The sequence below is a fragment of the Bradyrhizobium canariense genome (genome assembly GCF_018130465.1).
Classification (GTDB): domain Bacteria; phylum Pseudomonadota; class Alphaproteobacteria; order Rhizobiales; family Xanthobacteraceae; genus Bradyrhizobium; species Bradyrhizobium canariense_C.
In genome coordinates this window covers 271,981-291,814 of the sequence record NZ_JAFCKJ010000008.1, presented here as the reverse complement: position 1 = coordinate 291,814, position 19,834 = coordinate 271,981, and the positions used below count along the sequence as shown (strand labels likewise).

Here is a 19,834-nt window from a genome sequence, read left to right as displayed (position 1 = left end):
CCGCTCAGTCGGTCAGCATGGCGCCGACGTCGGCTTCCGCAACCACCTGCCCGTTGACCTTGGCGTCGCCGTGAAACCACCACATGGCCTTGCGGCGGCCGATTGAGCGCATGTGATATTCGATGGTATCGCCAGGCAGCACCGGCTTGCGGAACTTGCACTTGTCGATGGTCAGGAAATAGACCGCGCGCGGCTTCTCGGTGCCCTCGACCGACTTGATGCCGATCACGCCAGCGGTCTGCGCCATTGCTTCGATCATCATGACGCCGGGATAGACCGGGCGATCGGGAAAGTGGCCCTGGAACGGCGGCTCGTTGAAGGTGACGTTCTTGATGCCGATGCCGCTGTAATCGGTGCGGATGTTGATCACGCGATCGATCAGCAGCATCGGAAAACGGTGCGGGAGCGTTTGCAGGATCATGTTGATGTCCACAAGCTCGAACCTGACCGGTGCTTCGTCCGTCACTCCCGTTCCTCCTGCTTCGGATCGGCTTTGCTGTCGCGCGCCAGGCGCTCCACCGCCAAAATTTCCTTGAACCACTGCCTGGTCGGCTTGGCAAAAAAACCACCCCAACGTCCGTTGGGAGGAACGTCGTCCTTGACGCCACTCATGGCAGTCACCTGAGCTCCATCCCCGATCTTGACGTGATTGTTGATGCCCACCTTCGCTCCCAGCGCCACGTTGTCGCCGAGGGTCAGGCTGCCGGCAAGGCCGATCTGGGCTGCCAGCAGGCAGTGCCGGCCGATGGTCACATTGTGACCGATCTGGACCTGATTGTCGATTTTGGTCCCTTCCCCGATCACGGTGTCGCGCAAGGACCCGCGATCAATGGTGGTGCCGGCTCCGACTTCCACATTGTTCTGGATCAGCACGCGGCCGGTCTGGGGCACCTTCAGATGGCCCTCGGGGCCGAAGAAGATGAAGCCGTAGCCGTCCTGGCCGATCGAGCAGCCGGGGTGGATCAGCACGTCGTTGCCGATCAGCGCGCACTGGATGGCGGTGCGCGCGCCGACATTGCAGTCCCGGCCGATCTTGACGCCGGGGCCGATCACGGCCCCCACACCGACCACCGTGCCGCTGCCGATCTCCACGTCGGGGCCGATCACGGCCAGGGGATCGACGATCACGCCGTCCTCGAGCCTGGCCGTGGGGTCGATGATGGCCGACGGCGCGATGCCGTCGTTGCCGGTCCAGGATTGCGGCCGGAGCGCGTCGCCATGCCACTCCCGCGCGATCCTGACGAAGGCGCGGAACGGCTGCGTCGCCCGCAGCACCGCCACATGCGCGGGTACCCGGGCCTCGAAACGCGGGCTCACCAGGCAAGCCCCGGCCTTGGTCGCCTTGAGCTCGTCGGCATATTTGAGATTGTCGAAGAACGTCAGATGCATCGGGCCGGCTTCGTCGAGCGAAGCCAGACCCGTGATGATGTGGCCACCCCTGGCGGGATCAACCAGCTCCGCCTTGGTCAGCGTGGCAATGTCAGCCAGCGCTGAGGCAGGCGGTTTTGTGAAGAAGGTCGGCTGCGCCATTCCACCCCGTCGCGGTCCGGCTTCGGCATGAAGCGGTAAGGCCGCATCATGCCTCATCTCTTGGATTGGCACGATCCCCTTCGGAAACCGGCTCCTGCGATCCGGATCGTGCCGTGCTGATCGAATTAGAACGAGGTACCGCCGCCGAACCGGAACTCCTGCGTACGGTCGTTCTTGCCCTTGGTGAGCGGCACGGCGTAGTCGAAGCGCAGCGGACCGAACGGCGAGGCCCAGATCAAGCCGACACCGACCGACGAACGGACGGAATTGCCGTTGTCATACACCAGGCCGGTACAGGTTCCAGCCGTGGCTGGATTGACCGACGACGGCGTGCAGCTCGAATTCTTGGTCGTGGTCATTTCGTTGGTCACCGACCACGTCGTCGGACCCTGATAGTCGAACAGGCCGCCGGCGTCGGCGTAGACCGCGCCCTTCAGACCGACTTCTTTCGGCAGGAACCAGAACGGCATCTGCAATTCCAGCGAAGCGCCCCAATATTTGGTGCCGCCAAGCGCGTCCTGCGTACCAAAGGGGTTCAAATCGCGCGGGCCGATGCCGTTCGGGGCGAAGCCGCGGACGAGGTTCGGGCCCATCTGGAAGTGATCGAGCATGCGCAGATCCTGGTTGCCGATCTTGTTCAGCATGCCGCCCTGGACGCGAGCGAGGCCGACGATATCGGACACCAGCGGAGTGTAGTACTTCGCATCGACAACAGTCTTCAGGTAGGAGACGTCGCCGCCGACGCCGGCGAAGTCTTGCCGGAGATCGACGAGCAGACCGTCGGTGGGGTTCTTGTTGTTGTCCAGCGTGTTGTAGGTCAGCGAGTAGCCGAGCGCCGAGGTCAGGGTCTTGCCGTTCGCAAGCTCCTTGCGCACCGGCAGCGAGGCTTCACCGTCACTGTAGCAGCCGAGGCCGTTGGTCGAGCTCAGGTCGATCTGCGGCGTCTGCGATGCGGCGAACGCCGGGCTCGGATTAAACGACGACGAGCCGAGGACGTTGTTACAGTTCGATAGGTAGTACGGCAGCGTGATCTGTTGCTGGTAGATCGAGTAGCGCAGCTGCAGCGACAGATCTTCACGCAGGGAGAAACCGAGGCGCGGCGAGAAGCCGAGCGTCTTGGTGCCGTAGGAGATGTAACTGTTGGACTTCTGCTCACGCTGATAGAGGTCGAGGCCCAGCGCGACACGGTAGTCGAGCAGATAGGGCTCGACGAACGACAGCGAGTAGCCGCGGGCGTACTGGCCATAGGTCACCGACGCCTTGGCGAACAGGCCGCGGCCGAGCAGATTGCGCTCGGAGACCGAGACTTCGGCCAGCGCGCCGTCGGTCGTGGAGTAACCGCCCGAGACCGAGAAGTCGCCGGTCGATTTCTCTTCCATGTCGACGAGCAGGATCACGCGGTCGCTCGACGAGCCGGGCTCCGTCGTGATCTTCACGGTCTTGAAATAGTCGAGGTTCTTCAAGCGGCGCTCGGCACGGTCGACCAGCGCGCGGTTGTAGGCATCGCCCTCGGAGACGTCGAACTCGCGACGGATCACGTAGTCGCGCGTGCGGGTGTTGCCGCGAAGATTGATGCGCTCGATATAGGTGCGCGGGCCCTCGTCGATGTTGAACACGACCGACACGGTGTGCGCCTCGAAGTTGCGGTCGCCGCCGGGACGGACCACGGCGAAGGCATAACCGCGGCGCGAGGCCTCGATCTGCATCTCCTCGACCGACTTCTCGACCGATTCGACGTTGTAGAGCGAGCCGACATTGACGCGCGAATAGTTGCGCATCGAGGTGGGATCGAAGTTCGGAATGCTGGAGCGGAAGTCGATCGCGCCGACGCGGTATTGCGAGCCTTCCTCGATCTTGAAGGTGACGTTGAAGCCCTTCTTCTCCGGATCGTATTCGGTCAGCGCGGCCACGACCTGGACGTCGGCGAAACCGTTCTTGAGATAGAAGCGGCGAATCAGGTCGCGGTCGGCCTCGACCCGATCGGGATCGTAGATGTCGCTGCTGGCGAGGAAGCTCAGCAGGTTCGATTCGTGCGTCTTGATGACGTCGCGGAGACGGTACGACGAGTACGCGTTGTTGCCGACGAACTCGATCGACTTGACGCCGGTCTTGGCGCCCTCCTCGACCGTGAAGACGAGATCGACGCGGTTGTTCGGCTGCTCGATGATTTCAGGCGTGACGCGGACGTCGTAGCGGCCGGAACGGCGATAGATTTCGGCGATTCGCAGCGTGTCGGACTGCACCATGGCGCGGGAGAAGGTGCCGCGGGCCTTGGACTGGACTTCGCCAGTGAGCTGCTCGTCCTTGATCTTCTTGTTGCCCTCGAAGGCAATGCGGCCGATCACCGGGTTTTCCACCACGGAGACGACGATCTGGCCACCGGCGCCGCGGTTGATCCTGACGTCCTGGAACAGGCCGGTCTCGATCAACGCCTTGAGGCCGTCGTCGATGGCGCCTTGATCCAGGCGACCGCCCGGACCCGGCTTGAAGTAGGAGCGGATCGTCTCCACCTCGACGCGGCGATTTCCCTCGACGGAAATCGACTGCACGGTCTGAGCAAGCGCAGACGAAGACACAAAAGCAGCCCCAACCGGGGCAAGCACCGGCGCGCCGAACATGATCAGGGTTGCGAGCAAGCCCCCCCGGAGTCGCAGTCCAAACTTCATTGCGCAATGCGCCCTTATCATTCCGTACCAGACCCAACCCGAACGCCCGGTCTGGAGATTCCCCAAGTTCAGGCCGCTTGTAGACAATTTCACCGACGCAGCAAACGGCCGAGCGCGCCGTAATTTCATTTTCATTCCAAGACGTTGCCCAAGAGCAACGCCCAATGGCAGCGCCACAAAAAAGCCCCTATCAGGATGCGGCCATCCGCAGGATGTCGTTGTAGGTCGCAAACACCATCAACATCAGCACCAAACCAAGCCCGATTCGGAACCCCATCTCCTGAGTTCGCTCGGACAAAGGCCGACCGCGGGCGACCTCGGCCGCATAGAACATAAGGTGGCCGCCATCGAGCAGCGGGATCGGGAACAGATTCAGCAGGCCGATCGACACCGACAGCACCGCGCAGAGGTTGATCACGAACTGGAACCCGGCGCTGGCCGCCTGCCCCGACATCTTGGCGATGCCGAGCACGCCGCTGACCTCGTTCGGATTGCCGTTCCCGACAAACAGCGAGCCCAGGAACTTGAAGGTGCTGGTGATGATGAACCAGACCTGCTCAACCCCGATCTTGAGCGCTTCGCCGACGCCGACCGGCGAAGTCGAGGCCTCGCCGGCCTGAGACTTGTGCTCGACGCCGAGCACGCCGAGACGGTGGCTGTTGCCGAAGGGATCCTTGCGCTCGAGCAGCGCCGGCGTCGCGGTCAGCGACACGATGGCGCCGTCGCGCTTGACCACGAAGGCAAGCGCCGAACCGGCATTCATCGCAACCATGCGCTGCATGTCGGCAAAGCTCTCGATCGGCTTGCCGTCGATCTGGACGACGACGTCGCCGATCTTGAAGCCGGCTGCGGCCGCCGCGCCGTCGGCGACGACACCGTCGACGCGCGCGATCGTGCTCGGCTTGCCGTAATACAGCGCCATGCCGGCGAAGATCAGCGCTCCCAGGATGAAATTGGCGATCGGTCCGGCGGCAACGATGGCGGCGCGCGGGCCGACCTTCTTGTGATGGAAGCTGCCGGCGCGCTCCTCAGCCGTCATGGCCGCAAGCTTCTCGGACGACGGCGTCGAAGCCTCGCTCTCGTCGCCGAAGAACTTGACGTAGCCGCCGAGCGGGATCGCCGAGATCTTCCAGCGGGTGCCATGGCGGTCGTTGAAACCGACCAGCTCAGGTCCGAAACCGAGCGAAAAAGTTAACACGCGAACGCCCGCCCAGCGCGCGACCAGGAAATGGCCGAGCTCATGGAAGAACACGACGATGGTCAGGACGAACAGGAAGGGAACCGCGTAGCCGAGGAGCCCATGGCTCAACGTGTTGAAACTATGGACGAAAAAGTCAATCATCGAATTCCCTCATCCAGCGCCGCAAGGCCCTGGCCCCGAACCATCTAGGATGCCTTTAAGGCAATTTGAGGCAATAGGGCGGCAGCTCTATTTCGCGCAACATGGTCAACAGAGATTGCATCGTCGGCTGACGTCAGCGGGGCCTGGTTCCCGCCACGGATCCAGTCGTCCAGCGTCGCCTCCACCAGCCGGGCGATCGCGCCGAAGCGGATCTTGCCGGCGATGAAGGCGGCGACCGCGACCTCGTTGGCGGCGTTGTAGACGGTGGTCGCCCCCTTCCCGGTCCGGAGCGAATCGAAGGCCAGGCGCAGCCCGGGGAAGCGCTCGAAATCAGGCGCCTCGAACGTCAACTGGCCGATCTTGGCCAGATCGAGCTTGGCCGCCGGGCCCTTGATGCGGTCGGGCCAGCCGAGGCAATGCGCGATCGGCGTGCGCATGTCGGGCGTGCCGAGCTGGGCCACGACCGAGCGATCGGAGAACTCGACCATGCCGTGGATGATCGACTGCGGATGAACGAGGACGTCGATCTCGTCGGGCGAGAGCGCGAACAGATAGGAAGCCTCGATCACCTCGAGCCCCTTGTTCATCATCGATGCGGAATCGATCGTGATCTTCTGGCCCATGCTCCAGTTCGGATGCTTCAGGGCTTGCTCGAGTGTCGCCTGCTCGATGTCGGCAGGCTTCCAGGTCCGGAACGGGCCGCCGGAGGCCGTGATGATGACGCGGACCAGCTCGTCACGGTTGCCTGAGCCGAGCGCCTGGAACAGCGCGTTGTGCTCGGAATCCGCCGGCAGGATGCAGGCGCCCGCTTTCGCCGCGCGCTGCATGAAGAAATCGCCGGCGCAGACGAGACACTCCTTGTTGGCGAGCGCGACATGCGCGCCGCGATCGACCGCTGCCAGTGCCGGCTTCAGCCCGGCCGCGCCACTCACGGCGGCCATCACCCAATCGGCCGGACGTGCACCGGCCTCGATCACCGCGCTTTCGCCGGCGCCGCATTCGGTGCCGGTGCCCGCGAGCGCAGCCTTGAGCTCGGCAAACTTGGAGGTGTCGGCGATCGCGACGTAGCGCGCGGAAAACTCTTTGGCGAGCTTTGCCAGCGCCTCGACATTGCTGTTCGCCGTCAGCGCCTCGATACGATAGCGCTCGGGCGAGGCGCGCAGCAAATCCATCGTGCTGTCGCCGATCGAGCCGGTGGCGCCGAGAACCGTGACGCTGCGGACGGTCGACGCCGCAGCCTTGTTGTTACGCAATGGGACCGCGCTCATATCCTCACCAAACCATAAGACCGCTTCCGGCGCTATGCACACCATGGCGGAGGAAGCCGATAATCCATGCCACCAGGATGGCAGCGACAAAACCGTCCAGACGGTCCAATAGCCCGCCGTGGCCGGGAATTAAGTGACTGGAATCCTTGACACCGAAGCGCCGCTTGACCGCGGATTCGAACAGATCGCCGCATGCCGACACGACCGACAGGATGCCGCTGACGAGCAGCAATGGAACCATCTTTCCGAGCCCGCAAGCGGCAAAGGCGGCCGCAACCAAAAGGCTCGCGGCAAAGCCGCCGAGCGCCCCTGACCAGGTCTTCTTGGGGCTCACCCGCGGCCACAGCTTCGGTCCGCCGATGCCGCGACCGGCGAAATAGCCGCCGATATCGGTCGCCCACACCACGAGCAGCACGAACATCAGCGCGGCGAAGCCGTTCACGAGATCCTGCCGCACCAGGATCGAAGCCAGCAGCGCCGCCGATGCATAGGCGAACCCGGAGGCCGCCCAGACGAACTTGCCCCGCGCGATCACCGTCACGATCGTACCGCCAATCAGGCCGGTGATGACGGCGGTCTTCAGCGCGCCGAAGGCGACGCAGGACCCCATCATGGCGATGACGATGGTCCCTGCCCCGGTCAGCGCGACCGATCCCGCGCCCACCACCATCAGCCATTCCGCGAACAGTCCGATCGACACCAGGGTGACGAGGAGCGCCCACAGCCAGCCGCCGGCATAAGCGAGCGCAATGGCGAGCGGCGCCAGCACCAGCGCTGCGAGGACCCGCATCACGAGATTGCTCGGGGCAGGCTGAGAGCCGGCCGGTGCGGCGTCGGGTTCGTTCACGAGGCGGTTTTCGCGACCAGGCCGCCGAAACGGCGCTCGCGCCTGGCAAATTCGGCGATTGCACCTTCCAGCGCCGCCTTGTCGAAATCGGGCCAGTGAATCGGCACGAACACAAGCTCGCTATAGGCGGCCTGCCACATCAGGAAGTTGGACAGGCGCTGCTCGCCGCTGGTGCGGATGATGAGATCGGGATCGGGAATGTCGGGCGCGTCGAGATGCGCCCCCAGAGTCTCGGCATCGATCGTGTCGGGATTGCGCCGGCCCTCGGCGACTTCGCGCGCGAGCTTCTGCGCCGCCTTCGCGATCTCCTGCCGCGAGCCGTAGTTGAAGGCGACGACGAGTGTGAGGCGCGTGTTATCGCGCGTCAATTCCTCGGCCTCGTTGAGGAGCGCGCAGATGTCGCCCTCCAGCCCGTCCCGCTCGCCGATGATGCGCACCTTGACGCCGTCGCGATGCAGGCTCGCCAGATCGTTGCGGATGAAGCGGCGCAGCAGGCCGAAGAGATCGCCGATCTCGCTCGCCGGACGTGACCAGTTTTCCGAGCTGAAGGAGAAGATGGTGAGATAGCGGATGCCAAGCTCGTGCGACGCGCGAACGACGCGGCGCAGGGCCTCCACGCCGCGGCGATGGCCTTCCGCCCGTGGCAAGCCGCGCGCGGCCGCCCAACGCCCGTTGCCATCCATGATGATGGCGACATGCGCAGGCGCATCGGACCGATCGGGTCCTTCCGTTGCGGGCGCGGCGGCGTTGGACATGAGGCTGCCTTAAAGCATGATCCGGAAAAGTGCGAAGCGGTTTTCCGAAAAGACCATGCGCGAACAATAACCTAAAGCGCGATCCACCGCGCTTTAGACGGTGAGGATTTCTTTTTCCTTGGCGGCCAGCAACTGGTCGATCTCGGAGATCGTGCCGTCGGTCGCCTTCTGCACCTCGTCGGCGTGGCGCTTCTGATCGTCCTCGGACATCTCGTGATTCTTCTCGAGCTTCTTGAGAACGTCGAGACCGTCGCGGCGGACATGGCGCGTGGCGACCTTGGCGGCTTCCGCGTATTTGTGCGCGACCTTGACGAGCTCCTTGCGACGCTCCTCGTTGAGCTCGGGGATGCGCAGGCGCAGCACCTGGCCTTCGGTCGCCGGCGACAGGCCGAGATTGGAATCGACGATAGCCTTCTCCACCGCCTTGACCATCGACTTGTCCCAGACCTGCACCGAGATCAGGCGCGGCTCCGGCACGCTGACGGTGGCGAGCTGATTCAGCGGCATGTGGCTGCCATAGGCGTCGACCTGCACCGGATCGAGCATCGAGGCGGAGGCGCGACCGGTGCGCAGGCCGCCAAGTTCGTGCTTGAGCGACTGGATCGCGCCCTGCATGCGGCGTTTGACTTCGTTGAGGTCGAAAGTGTCCGTGGCCATCACGTTTCTCCTTCAAAATCCCGGCGACTCTCCGCACCCTTCTCTCAGGGCGCAACGACGAGCCGTCAGCCGGCGACGATGGTTCCGTGGCCGCCGCCACGCAGTACAGCGCCGATCGAACCCGGCTCCGCGATCGAGAACACGATGATAGGCAGCGACGTCTCGCGGGCAAGCGCGAAGGCGGTCGCATCCATCACCTTGTAGCCGCCCTCGATCGCCTGCGAATGCGTCAGACGGTCGAATCGCGTCGCCGTCGGATCCTTCTTCGGGTCGGCCGAGTAGACGCCGTCGACATTGGTCGCCTTCAGCACCGCCTGGGCGCCGATCTCGGCGGCGCGAAGCACCGCGGTCGTGTCGGTGGTGAAGAACGGATTACCGGTTCCGCCGCCGAGCAGCACGATCCGGCCCTCGGCGAGGTATTTGTGCGCCGCGGCGCGGGTGAACAGCTCGGAAATCTCGGGCATGACGAAGGCCGACAGCGTGCGCGCAGGCGTGCCCTTGCGCTCGATAGTGGCCTCGAGCGCGAGGCAGTTCATCATCGTAGCGAGCATGCCCATGGTGTCGCCGGTCGGGCGCGACACGCCGCGCGAGGAGACCTCGACGCCGCGAAAGAGGTTGCCGCCGCCGATCACGACGGCGACTTCGGTGCCGAGATGGCGCGCCGCGATCAGATCGTCGGCAACCCGGTCGATGGTCGGCTGATCGATGCCAAAACCCTGCGGTCCCGCGAGATATTCGCCGGACAGCTTGATCACGACGCGACGATAAACCGGATCAGTCATGAGCACTTTCCTTGTCCGGGTGCCGCTTCCGGCGGCACGCCGGAAGGAACGTTCCGGCGCTTACTTCTTGCCGCTGGCCGCCGCGACCTCGGCCGCGAAGTCGCTTTCCTGCTTCTCGATTCCCTCACCGAGAGCATAGCGCACAAAGCCCGCGATCTTCACCGAGCCGCCGACCTTGCCTTCGGCTTCCTTCACCGCCTGCGCCACCGACTTGCCGGTGTCGTGGATGAAGGCCTGCTCGAGCAGGCAGACTTCCTTGTAGTAGGTCTTCAGGCCGGACTCGACGATCTTCTCGATCACGTTCTCGGGCTTGCCCTGCTGGCGATATTTGTCGGCGAGCACGTCCTTCTCGCGCTTGACGACCGCCGGATCGAGACCGGACGGATCGAGCGCCAGCGGGTTGGTGGCCGCGACGTGCATCGCGATCTGGCGGCCAAGCGTTGCGAGCTCGTCGGCCTTGCCCGGCGATTCCAGTGCCACGAGAACGCCCATCTTGCCGGCGCCCTCGACGACTGCGCCGTGGACGTAGCTCGACACCACGCCCTGGCTGACTTCGAGCGAAGCTGCACGACGCAGCGTCATGTTCTCGCCGATGGTGGCAATCGCGTCATTGATCGCGGTTTCGACCGTGACGTCGCCGACCTTGGCAGCCTTGATCTTCTCGACATCGGCGCCGACGTTGAATGCGACCTGAGCGACCATCTTGACGAGGCCCTGAAACTGGCCGTTGCGCGCGACGAAATCGGTCTCGGAATTGACTTCGACCACGACGCCCTTGTTGCCCTTGGTGAGCGCGCCGATCAGACCCTCGGCGGCGACACGGCCCGACTTCTTGGCGGCCTTCGACAGGCCCTTCTTGCGCAGCCAATCCTGCGCCGCTTCCATGTTGCCGTCGTTTTCGGTCAGCGCGGCCTTGCAGTCCATCATGCCTGCGCCGGTCGACTCGCGCAGGTCCTTGACCATCGCAGCTGTGATCGTTGCCATCGTTGAAAATCCTTTTTGCCTGCCGGTTCGCCGCGGCGCGGCCCGATCGCCTCGCCGCGGTCCATCTCAGGAATTCGCGTCAACTGAAATGGTGGCCGGAGCTTGTCCGGCCAACCCATCGCTCTTTTTGACTATTCCGCTTCCGCGGTCAGCGCTTTGGCCTTGGCCACCCAGGCGTCCGCGCGGCTCGGCAGGCCGACTTCTTCGCCGATCTTGTGCGCGGTGTCGTGATCGAGCTCGGCCAGCTGCCAGAAGTGGAAGATGCCGAGGTCGTTGAACTTCTTCTCGATCGCGCCCGACACGCCCGGGAGCTTCTTGAGGTCGTCGGAAGTGCCGCGCGGACCGGCGAGGCCCTGGAAGCCGCTCGTGGCGGGCAGCTCTTCTGCGACCGGCCGAACCGAAGCGCCGACGTCGATGCCGGAATCGCCCTGGGCACGCGAAATGCCGTCAATCGCTGCGCGCGCGATCAGGTCGCAATAGAGCGCGATCGCGCGGCCGGCGTCGTCATTGCCCGGCACCACATAGGTGATGCCCTTCGGATCCGAATTGGTGTCGACGATCGCGGCGACCGGGATGTTGAGCCGCTGGGCTTCCTGGATCGCGATGTCTTCCTTGTTGGTGTCAATCACGAAGATCAGGTCGGGCAGACCGCCCATGTCCTTGATGCCGCCGAGCGAGCGGTCGAGCTTGTCGCGCTCACGCTGAAGCGTCAGGCGCTCCTTCTTGGTGTAGGAGGAGGCATCGCCGCCGGCGAGGACGTCGTCGAGATGACGCAGGCGCTTGATCGAGCCCGAGATCGTCTTCCAGTTGGTCAGCGTGCCGCCGAGCCAGCGCGAATTGACGAAGTACTGAGCGCAGCGCTTGGCCGCGTCGGCAACGCCGTCCTGCGCCTGGCGCTTGGTGCCGACGAACAGGATGCGGCCGCCCTTGGCGACGGTGTCGCTGACCGCCTGCAAGGCGGTATGCAGCAACGGCACGGTCTGCGCGAGGTCGACGATGTGGATGTTGTTGCGAGCGCCGAAAATGAACGGCGCCATTTTCGGATTCCAGCGGTGAGACTGGTGACCAAAGTGCACGCCGGCTTCGAGGAGCTGACGCATAGTGAAATCGGGTAGTGCCATCGTTCTAATTCTCCGGTTGGTTCCTCCGGAAGCGTGTGAGCAGAACGGAGCGTTGTCGCCCCGGCTGCCACCGGACGGCCTTGTGAGCCATGCTTCCGTGTGAGATGGCGCGGTGTATAGCGCGATTTCGGCCAGAAGCAAGGAAATAAGGGCCTTTCGGGGCGGCTTTCGCCCGCGAGAGGCCCCCTTCCGTAAAGACCACGCTGCGCCCTAGCACCTGCCTAGCATCTGGGCTGGTTCGGCGGGCACTTCTTTGCCGCCGGCGGCGGCGCCGCGGGACGCGGCGGAGGTGCTGCCGGGCGCGGCGGAGGCGGTGGCGCGACGGCCATCCGGGGCGGCGGCGGTGGCGCCGGCCGGGCTACCGGCGGCGGCGGCGCGGGTCGCGCCATTGGCGGCGGCGCCGGCCGAGCGACCGCGGCGGGCGGAGCCACCCGCGCCGGTGGCGGCGGTGCGATACGCGGCGGAGGCGGAGGGGTCGGCCTCGCCACGGCCTGAGGCCGCGGTGGTGGCGCCGACGGCCGGGCAGCCTGGGCGGGAGCAGCGGTCGGCTGATGCTGCGGCCTGATCGGCTCGCGCGCCGCCGAGGGCGGCGGCGTGACCGGTCGTCCAGCTGCGCCAGGAGGCGTGCGGGCAGCAGGCGGCGAGCCAGCCGGCTCGCGAGTCGCGGACTTGCCATGGTCCCCAGGCCCGGTCCCGGGCGGGGTCTGGGCCACCGGCGGCTTCGGCGGTTGGCCGGGCACACCGGCCGGGTTTGTTGCCGTGGGCGCGGTCGCCGGCGCGGCGGTGGTTGGCGCACCGGGACGAGCCGGCAGCGTGGTGCCGGGAGCAGCAGTCGTCGGCGCCCCCGGATGGGCCGGCGGCGGTGCGCCGGGTGCAGTGGCCGTCGGCAGCCCGGGTCTTCCGCCCGGCAGAGGCCCGGTCCCCGCTGGCGGTACAGGTGGACCGCCATGGGTGCCGGGAACCGGCAGCGTGTTGGCTTGGGGCAGCCTGGCCGGTGGCGTGCCAGGTGGCGTGGTCGTTGGCGTACCGGTCGGCGCGACATTGGCCGGCGTCGCCGGAAGCGTTCCTGGCCTCGCCGTCGGCTGCATCGTCGCGCTCGGCGGCATCGGCGCCTTGCCCTGCTGAATCAGGGCGGCGCGCTGCGCGACCGCCTGCGGCACGGCAGGACCGGCCGGATTGGCACGGCCGGCAACGGCCGGCGCGAGATTGCCCGGTCCAGGCCCCGGCCCCGCACCCGGCGGCGGCGCCGGCGGCCGGTTGATCACCGTGTTGATCACCGTCGTATTATGGATGTTCTGATAGATGATGTTGTTCGGCGGCGGTGCGACATAGACCGGCGGCCTGAAGAACACAGGGATCGGCACGAACATCGGCTGCGGCAGCACGAACAGGCCCACCACAGGCATCGGCGGCTCCAGCACGATGAAGTCCGGCGGCGGCGGCGGCAGATAGTAGACCGACGGCGGCGGTGGCGGCGCGAAGCCAAAATCCGGATCGCTGAAATACAACACGGGACGGTCGACATAGACCACCTCCTCCGGCGGCGGTGGCAGCACGTCGTAGTCGATCATCGCGAAGCTCGGCGGCGGCTCGGCAGGCGCGGTGAGAATCGCCAGGCGCCGGCGCGCATCCGCCCCGTGCGGACCGTGCGGATAGCGACGCAGATACGACCAATAGGCTTCCGGCGTGTCGGCGCGATAGGTCCGCCGCCAGGTGATGGCCTCGCGGCGCGCCGCGGCGATCACCATCACACGCTTCGACAGCGGGTCACCGGGATAGGCGGCGAGAAACTCTTCGTAGGCCGGCAGCGTGTCGCGCGTGAGCGCGGCGGCATAGGCATCCTGCACGCCGAGATCGCGGATCGGCTTGTTGCGGATCGCGGCGACCTGGTCCGGCGCGGTCTCCGGCGGCGGAGCGTCGGGCCCGCGCTCGAAGAACGAGAACTGCGCCGATATCTTCTGCTCGTTCCAGGGCACCTGCGCGCCCTTGCTGGCCTCGTTGACGCGCAGGCGAACGCGGTCGAACACATCAGGCAGCGGCAGGCCGCCGGTGCGGATCATCTCGGCCAGCGACTGCGCGTAGATACCGTAAGGTCCGGGCTCCTCGGAGGCCACCGTGCCGGGGGCGGCGTTGAACGCGATCAGCATGTTGGCGTCGGGCTCGACCAGCGCGAGTCCGCTCGCGATCTGCTGGCCGCCCTCCACGAAGGGCTGCGCCCGCGCGGCGTCGAGCACGATGATGTTGGCCTTGAGCGGAACGGAAGCGAGCTGGCGCGCATAGTCGCTGATGCGCAGGCCCTCGGTTGGAATGTCGGTGTCGCGGGTAATGTTGGAATCGACCGGGATGAAATAGTTCTCACCCGCAAGCTGCACGCCGTAGCCGGCGAGATAGATCATCGCGACGGTGCCGGGGCCGGAGGCCTGCGCCTTCTGGATGAAATCGCGAAAACTCTTGCGCAGCGTGTCGCCGTCGAGATCGCGGGCGCCGACGACGTCGAAGCCCGCCGCTTGCAGCGTCTGCGCGATCAGCCCGGCGTCGTTTGCGGTCGTCGCCAGCGGCGACTTGGCATAGGCGCCGTTGCCGACCACGAGCGCGATACGCTTTTCCTGCTGCTGCGCACGCGCCGGAACCGGCGCGCCCGCGGCAAGGACCGCGATCGGCAGGAGAAGGCAGATGAAGACTCTGAGCGTCCCACGCATGGCTTGCTTGCCCGCTTTTGTTGTTGAGGTGCCGCCACGCATCAGGCGCGCGGCCAGCTGAATGGCACTTGAACGAAAGGCTTCGACACGAAAGGGCCTGGATAACGAAAGGCTTGGATAACGAAGGCCTAAATAACGAAAGGCTCGGATTGAGGCGGTGGCATGGCGCCCGGCACCGACGCCAGACGCCTGCGTCAGACTCGCATCAGCCTCGCGACGACGGATCGGCGCGAGCCGATCCAGTTCGTCAGATCTGCGCGATCAGGTCGACCGTTCCCGTCGTGAGCCGGTAGATGCCGCCGACGACCTTCAGCTTGCCCTGCTCCGCGGCCGCATTGAGGATCGGCGCTGCCGACTTCAGCTTCGCGACGTTGTCGATCACATTCTGCCGGATCGCCTTGTCGAGGACATTCCCACCCTGCTGCATCGCAGTCCTGGCGGCGGGCGCGATCGCATCGACCAGCGAGGGGATATGGCCCGGCGGCGGCTTGTCGTCCTTGATCGCCTTCAGCGTCGCATCGACGGCACCGCAAGCATCATGGCCGAGCACGAGGATCAGCGGCGTATTCAGCACGGCCACCGCGTATTCCATGCTGGCGATGGTCTCGGTGCCGGCGAAATTTCCGGCGACGCGGCAGACGAACAGATCGCCGCGGCCGGTGTCGAAGGCATATTCCGGCGCGATGCGCGAATCGGCACAGCTCAGCACGGCCGCGAACGGATTCTGTCCGCCGGCCAGCGCCTCCCGCTCGTGCTTGAAATCGTGCCGCCGCGACACCCCGTCGACATAGCGCGCATTGCCTTCGGTCAGGCGCTTCAATGATGCGTCGGGCGACAGCACGTTCTGCGGCTTGGGCGGCGCCTTGGTCTCCTTGGCAAAGGCGGCTCCACCCAAGGCCAGCCCGAGCGCGGAGACAGACAAGTGGATGAGCGACCTCCGCGAAGGCCCGATGCGGGCACCGCGATCACTGACGCAATTCTCGCACATGCTTTGCTCCTCCGCACCCGGCCGCCGTCGTCGATGTCGCGGCAGCCTTGCCGCGCATCCTAGTCGATGGCTTGCAACTCGGCGAGCTTTGTTCGCGCGGTCGCCTCGTCCAGCGGGACAAGTTCGGCCGGCCCGGGATTCGCCTCGCCAGCGGTCGCGACGGAAACGATCGCAAGCCCGGCGAGGCCGCCGAGGACCGCTCCGCCCGTCGCTGCATCGTGCCTGGGACTGCTCTTGATGAGGTAAAAGTGCGTCCGGCCGGATTCCATCACGATCTCGCGCTTGGTGTCGCCGGGAAACATCAGCTCGGTCACAAGCACTTCGTGACGGCCGGCCGGACGATCGGCATAGGCATATTTTCCGGCGACGACCTTCCCGAGCGGCGCACCGTCAAGCTTCACCTCGCAGGCGCAGATTGCCATGCTCAGGCCCTGCCTCTTGTCCTGCAAGAAAACCGCGCGCGACTGCCCTGCACGCGGAGGACCGACCTTCCGTGACACAGAAGCAAAGTCGGTTCCGACCTGATCACTGACACACCCCGTCAGCATTGCACCAACGGCAAACAACAACGCGCCCCATCGCAGCATCACATGCCCCAGTCCATTCCCCGGGTGTATGCTAGCCAGAATCAGCGCAAGGTTGCAACGCTCTTCTGGCAATGATGATCGCCAGACCGGCGGTTAGAGCTGCTGCACGTCCACGACGCCCGCGACCGCCTTGATGGCGCCGGCGATCTGCGGCGAGACCTTGAAGCGGCCGGGCAGCTTCATCTCGACCTCGGTCTCGAGGTCGAGCATCATGACCAGCGAGACCTCGCCGTCGCCGTTGGAGCGCGGCGCGATGCCGGGACTGCCGACTTTCGGCGCGGCGCCGTTGGAAGCGGCCATGTCGGGGCCGGCGAGACGCTTGGCGATCGATTCAAGCGGCTTGGTGTCGCGCACGAAGATGCGCAGGCCCTTCTGCGTCTTGGCCGCGGCCTCGTCCAGCGGCTCGGCGTGGAGCACGCGCGCGCGGACGTCCTCGCCCTGGAGCTCGGCGCCGAGCTGGAGCAGCACCGCGGCGCCCGGCTCCAACACGTCGCGATATTGCGCGAGGCCTTCGGAGAACAGCACCGCCTCAAAGTGGCCCGTGGGATCAGAGAGCCCCATGATGCCCATCTTGTTGCCGGTCTTGGTGCGCCGCTCCATGCGCGACACCACGGTGGCAGCGACCTTGCCGGCGGTGGCGCCGGTCTTCACCGCGCGCGAGAACTCGGCCCAGGACTGTACGCGCAGCCGCTTCAGCACGGTTGCGTAATCGTCGAGCGGATGTCCCGACAGGAAGAAGCCGATCGCGTCATATTCGCGGCGCAGCCGCTCGGCCGGCAACCAGGGCTCGATCTGCGGCAGCATGATGGTCGGCGCGTCGGCCGAGCTGCCGAACATGTCGTTCTGGCCGATGGTTGCAGCTTCGTTCGCCCGCTGGCATGCGGCGAGAATCGAGTCCGCGCCGGCGAAGACCCGCGCCCTGTTCGGCTCCAGCGTGTCGAAGGCGCCCGCGGCGGCGAGGCTTTCGATGATGCGCTTGTTGATCGCGCGCGGCGACACCCGCGCGGCAAAGTCGGCGAGCGAGGTGAACAGGCCGTTTTTGGTCCGCTCCGCGATGATCTGCTCGACGGCCGCAATGCCGACGCCCTTCAGCGCCGCGAGCGCATAGTAGATGGTCTTGTCGCCGACCTCGAAAGTCGCGCCGGAGCGGTTGACGTTGGGCGGCTCGACCTTGATGCCGAGGCGCTGCGCCTCGGAGCGGAATTCGGAGAGCTTGTCGGTATTGTTGAGATCGAGCGTCATCGACGCCGCGATGAACTCCACCGGGTAGTGCGCCTTCATGTAGGCGGTGTGGTAGGACACCAGCGCATAGGCCGCCGCGTGGCTCTTGTTGAAGCCGTAGTCGGCGAATTTCGCCAGCAGCTCGAAGATGGTGTCGGCCTGCCCCTTCGGCACGCCGTTCTTCACCGCGCCCGCGACGAAGATCTCGCGCTGCTTCTCCATCTCGGCGCGGATCTTCTTGCCCATGGCGCGGCGCAGCAGGTCGGCGTCGCCGAGCGAATAGCCCGACATCACCTGCGCGATCTGCATCACCTGTTCCTGGTAGATGATGACGCCGAAGGTCTCTTTGAGAATCGGCTCCAGCACGGGGTGCAGATATTCCGGCTCCTCGTCGCCGTGCTTGCGCAAACAATAGGTCGGGATGTTCGCCATCGGACCCGGGCGATAGAGCGCGACCAGCGCGATGATGTCCTCGAAACGGTCGGGGCGCATGTCGACCAGCGCGCGCCGCATGCCCTGGCTTTCAACCTGGAACACGCCGACCACCTCGCCGCGCGCCAGCATCTGGTAGCTTTCGGCATCGTCGATCGGCAGCGTGGCGAGATCGACATGGATGTCGCGCGGCTTGAGCAGTTTGCACGCGACGTCGAGCACGGTCAGCGTCTTCAGACCGAGGAAGTCGAATTTGACGAGACCGGCCGGCTCGACCCATTTCATGTTGAACTGGGTCACCGGCATGTCCGACTTGGGATCGCGGTACATCGGCACGAGTTCGCTCAGGGGGCGATCGCCGATCACGATGCCGGCCGCGTGCGTCGAGGCGTGGCGTGTCAGGCCTTCGAGGCGCTGTGCGATGTCGAAGGCGCGCGCCACCACCGGGTCTTCATCGCGGAAGGCCTGAAGCTTCGGCTCGCTCTCGATCGCAGCCGCCAGCGTCACCGGTGCGGCCGGATTCTGCGGCACCAGTTTGGTCAGCTTGTCGACCTGGCCGTAGGGCATTTGCAGCACGCGCCCGACGTCGCGCAGCACGCCGCGCGCCTGCAGCGTACCGAAGGTGATGATCTGCGCGACCTGGTCGCGGCCGTAGCGCTCCTGGACGTATTTGATCACCTCGCCGCGGCGGTCCTGGCAGAAGTCGATGTCGAAGTCCGGCATCGAGACGCGTTCCGGATTGAGGAAGCGCTCGAACAGCAGGCCGAACTTGATCGGGTCGAGGTCGGTGATGGTCAGCGCCCACGCAACCAGCGAGCCTGCGCCGGAACCGCGGCCTGGGCCGACCGGGATGCCCTGCCCCTTCGCCCATTTGATGAAGTCGGAGACGATCAGGAAGTAGCCCGCGTATTTCATCCGCATGATGACGTCGAGCTCGAACGCAAGCCGGGCGTTGTAATCTTCTTCCGTCGTGCCTTGCGACAGTCCGTGCACGCGCAGGCGATTGGCAAGCCCCTCTTCCGCCTGCCGCTTCAATTCGGCCGCCTCGACCGCAGCGGCATCGGAGCTTGCGGCAGCGCCGACCGTGAAGAACGGCAGGATCGGCTTGCGCGTCATCGGCCGGAACGAGCAGCGCTCGGCGATCTCCACCGTCGAGGCCAGCGCCTCCGGAATGTCGGCGAACAGCACCGCCATTTCGGCGCGGGTCTTGAAGCGGTGATCGGGTGTGAGCTGCTCGCGCTCGGTCTCCGCGATCAGCCGCCCGCCGGCGATGCAGAGCAGCGCGTCATGGGCTTCGTAATCGTCCGTCGCGGCGAAATACGGCTCGTTGGTCGCAACCAGCGGCAGGCCCTTGGTGTAGGCAATGTCGATCAGGCCGCTTTCGACCCGCCGCTCCTTCTCGGTGTTGTGGCGCTGCAATTCGATGTAGAGGCGGTCCCCGAACAGGCTGGCCAGACGCTCGCAGCGCGCCGCCGCGAGCTCGGCATAACCGCCGGCAAGCGCCAGCGAGATCGGCCCGTCCGGACCGCCCGTCAGCGCGATCAGGCCTTCGGTCTCGCCTTCGAGCCAGTCGAACTTGATGTGGGGAGCATGGGTGTCGGGCGTCTCCAGGAACGCGCGCGAGTTCAGCCGCATCAGGCTGCGATAGCCGCGCTCCTGCGCAGCCAGCAGCACCACGCGCGAGGGCAGAAGCGCGTTGCGCGCATTGGGATCCTGGTCGCCGAAATCGATCGCGAGCTCGCAGCCGACGATCGGCTGGATGCCGGAGCCCGCCATCTTGTCGGAGAACTCCAGCGCACCGAACATGTTGTCGGTGTCGGTCAGCGCCAGCGCGGGCTGATGGTCTTTCTTCGCAAGCTCGGCGAGCTTGGCGATCTTGATCGAGCCCTTGAGCAGCGAATAGGCCGAGTGAACGTGAAGGTGGACAAATCCGGCGCTCGGCATGGTCGCGTGAC

Annotated in this window: 15 protein-coding genes; all 15 read right to left on the bottom strand. The window is 65.7% G+C overall.

The features are described 5' to 3' along the window. Positions 1–4 precede the first annotated feature (4 nt). Entirely contained in the window at positions 5–421 is a 417-nt protein-coding gene (fabZ, locus tag JQ591_RS22415) for a 3-hydroxyacyl-ACP dehydratase FabZ (RefSeq protein ID WP_050992707.1), read from the bottom strand. Between the two features lie 41 nt (positions 422–462). Then, positions 463–1,530, bottom strand: a complete 1,068-nt coding sequence (gene lpxD, locus JQ591_RS22410) for a UDP-3-O-(3-hydroxymyristoyl)glucosamine N-acyltransferase (RefSeq protein ID WP_211398141.1) — start codon at positions 1,528–1,530, stop codon at positions 463–465. Between the two features lie 125 nt (positions 1,531–1,655). Continuing rightward, positions 1,656–4,196: an outer membrane protein assembly factor BamA gene (gene bamA / locus JQ591_RS22405; protein WP_211398140.1), complete on the bottom strand. Its 2,541-nt coding sequence runs from the start codon at positions 4,194–4,196 to the stop codon at positions 1,656–1,658. A 190-nt stretch (positions 4,197–4,386) separates the two neighbouring features. Beyond that, on the bottom strand, positions 4,387–5,538 hold the full coding sequence (rseP, locus tag JQ591_RS22400) for an RIP metalloprotease RseP (RefSeq protein WP_211398139.1): 1,152 nt from the start codon (positions 5,536–5,538) through the stop codon (positions 4,387–4,389). A gap of 44 nt (positions 5,539–5,582) precedes the next feature. Further along, the gene (gene dxr / locus JQ591_RS22395) at positions 5,583–6,806 is read right to left on the bottom strand and encodes a 1-deoxy-D-xylulose-5-phosphate reductoisomerase (protein ID WP_211398138.1); all 1,224 of its coding nucleotides are present in this window, start codon (positions 6,804–6,806) and stop codon (positions 5,583–5,585) included. A gap of 4 nt (positions 6,807–6,810) precedes the next feature. Next, complete coding sequence (locus JQ591_RS22390; RefSeq protein WP_211398137.1) at positions 6,811–7,653, bottom strand: phosphatidate cytidylyltransferase; 843 nt, start codon at positions 7,651–7,653, stop codon at positions 6,811–6,813. Further along, entirely contained in the window at positions 7,650–8,408 is a 759-nt protein-coding gene (locus JQ591_RS22385) for an isoprenyl transferase (RefSeq protein ID WP_027518195.1), read from the bottom strand. The genes JQ591_RS22390 and JQ591_RS22385 overlap by 4 nt, the downstream gene beginning before the upstream one ends. Before the next feature lie 93 nt (positions 8,409–8,501). Continuing rightward, complete coding sequence (frr, locus tag JQ591_RS22380) at positions 8,502–9,065, bottom strand: ribosome recycling factor (RefSeq protein WP_211398136.1); 564 nt, start codon at positions 9,063–9,065, stop codon at positions 8,502–8,504. 65 nt (positions 9,066–9,130) lie between these two features. Further along, complete coding sequence (gene pyrH / locus JQ591_RS22375) at positions 9,131–9,847, bottom strand: UMP kinase (RefSeq protein ID WP_211398135.1); 717 nt, start codon at positions 9,845–9,847, stop codon at positions 9,131–9,133. A gap of 60 nt (positions 9,848–9,907) precedes the next feature. Then, positions 9,908–10,831 carry a translation elongation factor Ts gene (tsf, locus tag JQ591_RS22370; RefSeq protein ID WP_211398134.1) on the bottom strand — a complete coding sequence of 308 codons (924 nt, stop codon included), beginning with the start codon at positions 10,829–10,831 and terminating at the stop codon, positions 9,908–9,910. Positions 10,832–10,962: 131 nt separating this feature from the next. Next, entirely contained in the window at positions 10,963–11,952 is a 990-nt protein-coding gene (locus JQ591_RS22365; RefSeq protein WP_211398133.1) for a 30S ribosomal protein S2, read from the bottom strand. A 221-nt stretch (positions 11,953–12,173) separates the two neighbouring features. After that, entirely contained in the window at positions 12,174–14,651 is a 2,478-nt protein-coding gene (locus tag JQ591_RS22360) for a caspase family protein (protein WP_211398132.1), read from the bottom strand. A gap of 247 nt (positions 14,652–14,898) precedes the next feature. Next, complete coding sequence (locus JQ591_RS22355; RefSeq protein WP_211398131.1) at positions 14,899–15,639, bottom strand: carbonic anhydrase; 741 nt, start codon at positions 15,637–15,639, stop codon at positions 14,899–14,901. 59 nt (positions 15,640–15,698) lie between these two features. Continuing rightward, the gene (locus JQ591_RS22350; protein WP_283817879.1) at positions 15,699–16,187 is read right to left on the bottom strand and encodes a DUF2846 domain-containing protein; all 489 of its coding nucleotides are present in this window, start codon (positions 16,185–16,187) and stop codon (positions 15,699–15,701) included. A gap of 132 nt (positions 16,188–16,319) precedes the next feature. Continuing rightward, the gene (gene dnaE, locus JQ591_RS22345) at positions 16,320–19,823 is read right to left on the bottom strand and encodes a DNA polymerase III subunit alpha (protein ID WP_211398129.1); all 3,504 of its coding nucleotides are present in this window, start codon (positions 19,821–19,823) and stop codon (positions 16,320–16,322) included. Between the last annotated feature and the right edge of the window lie 11 nt (positions 19,824–19,834).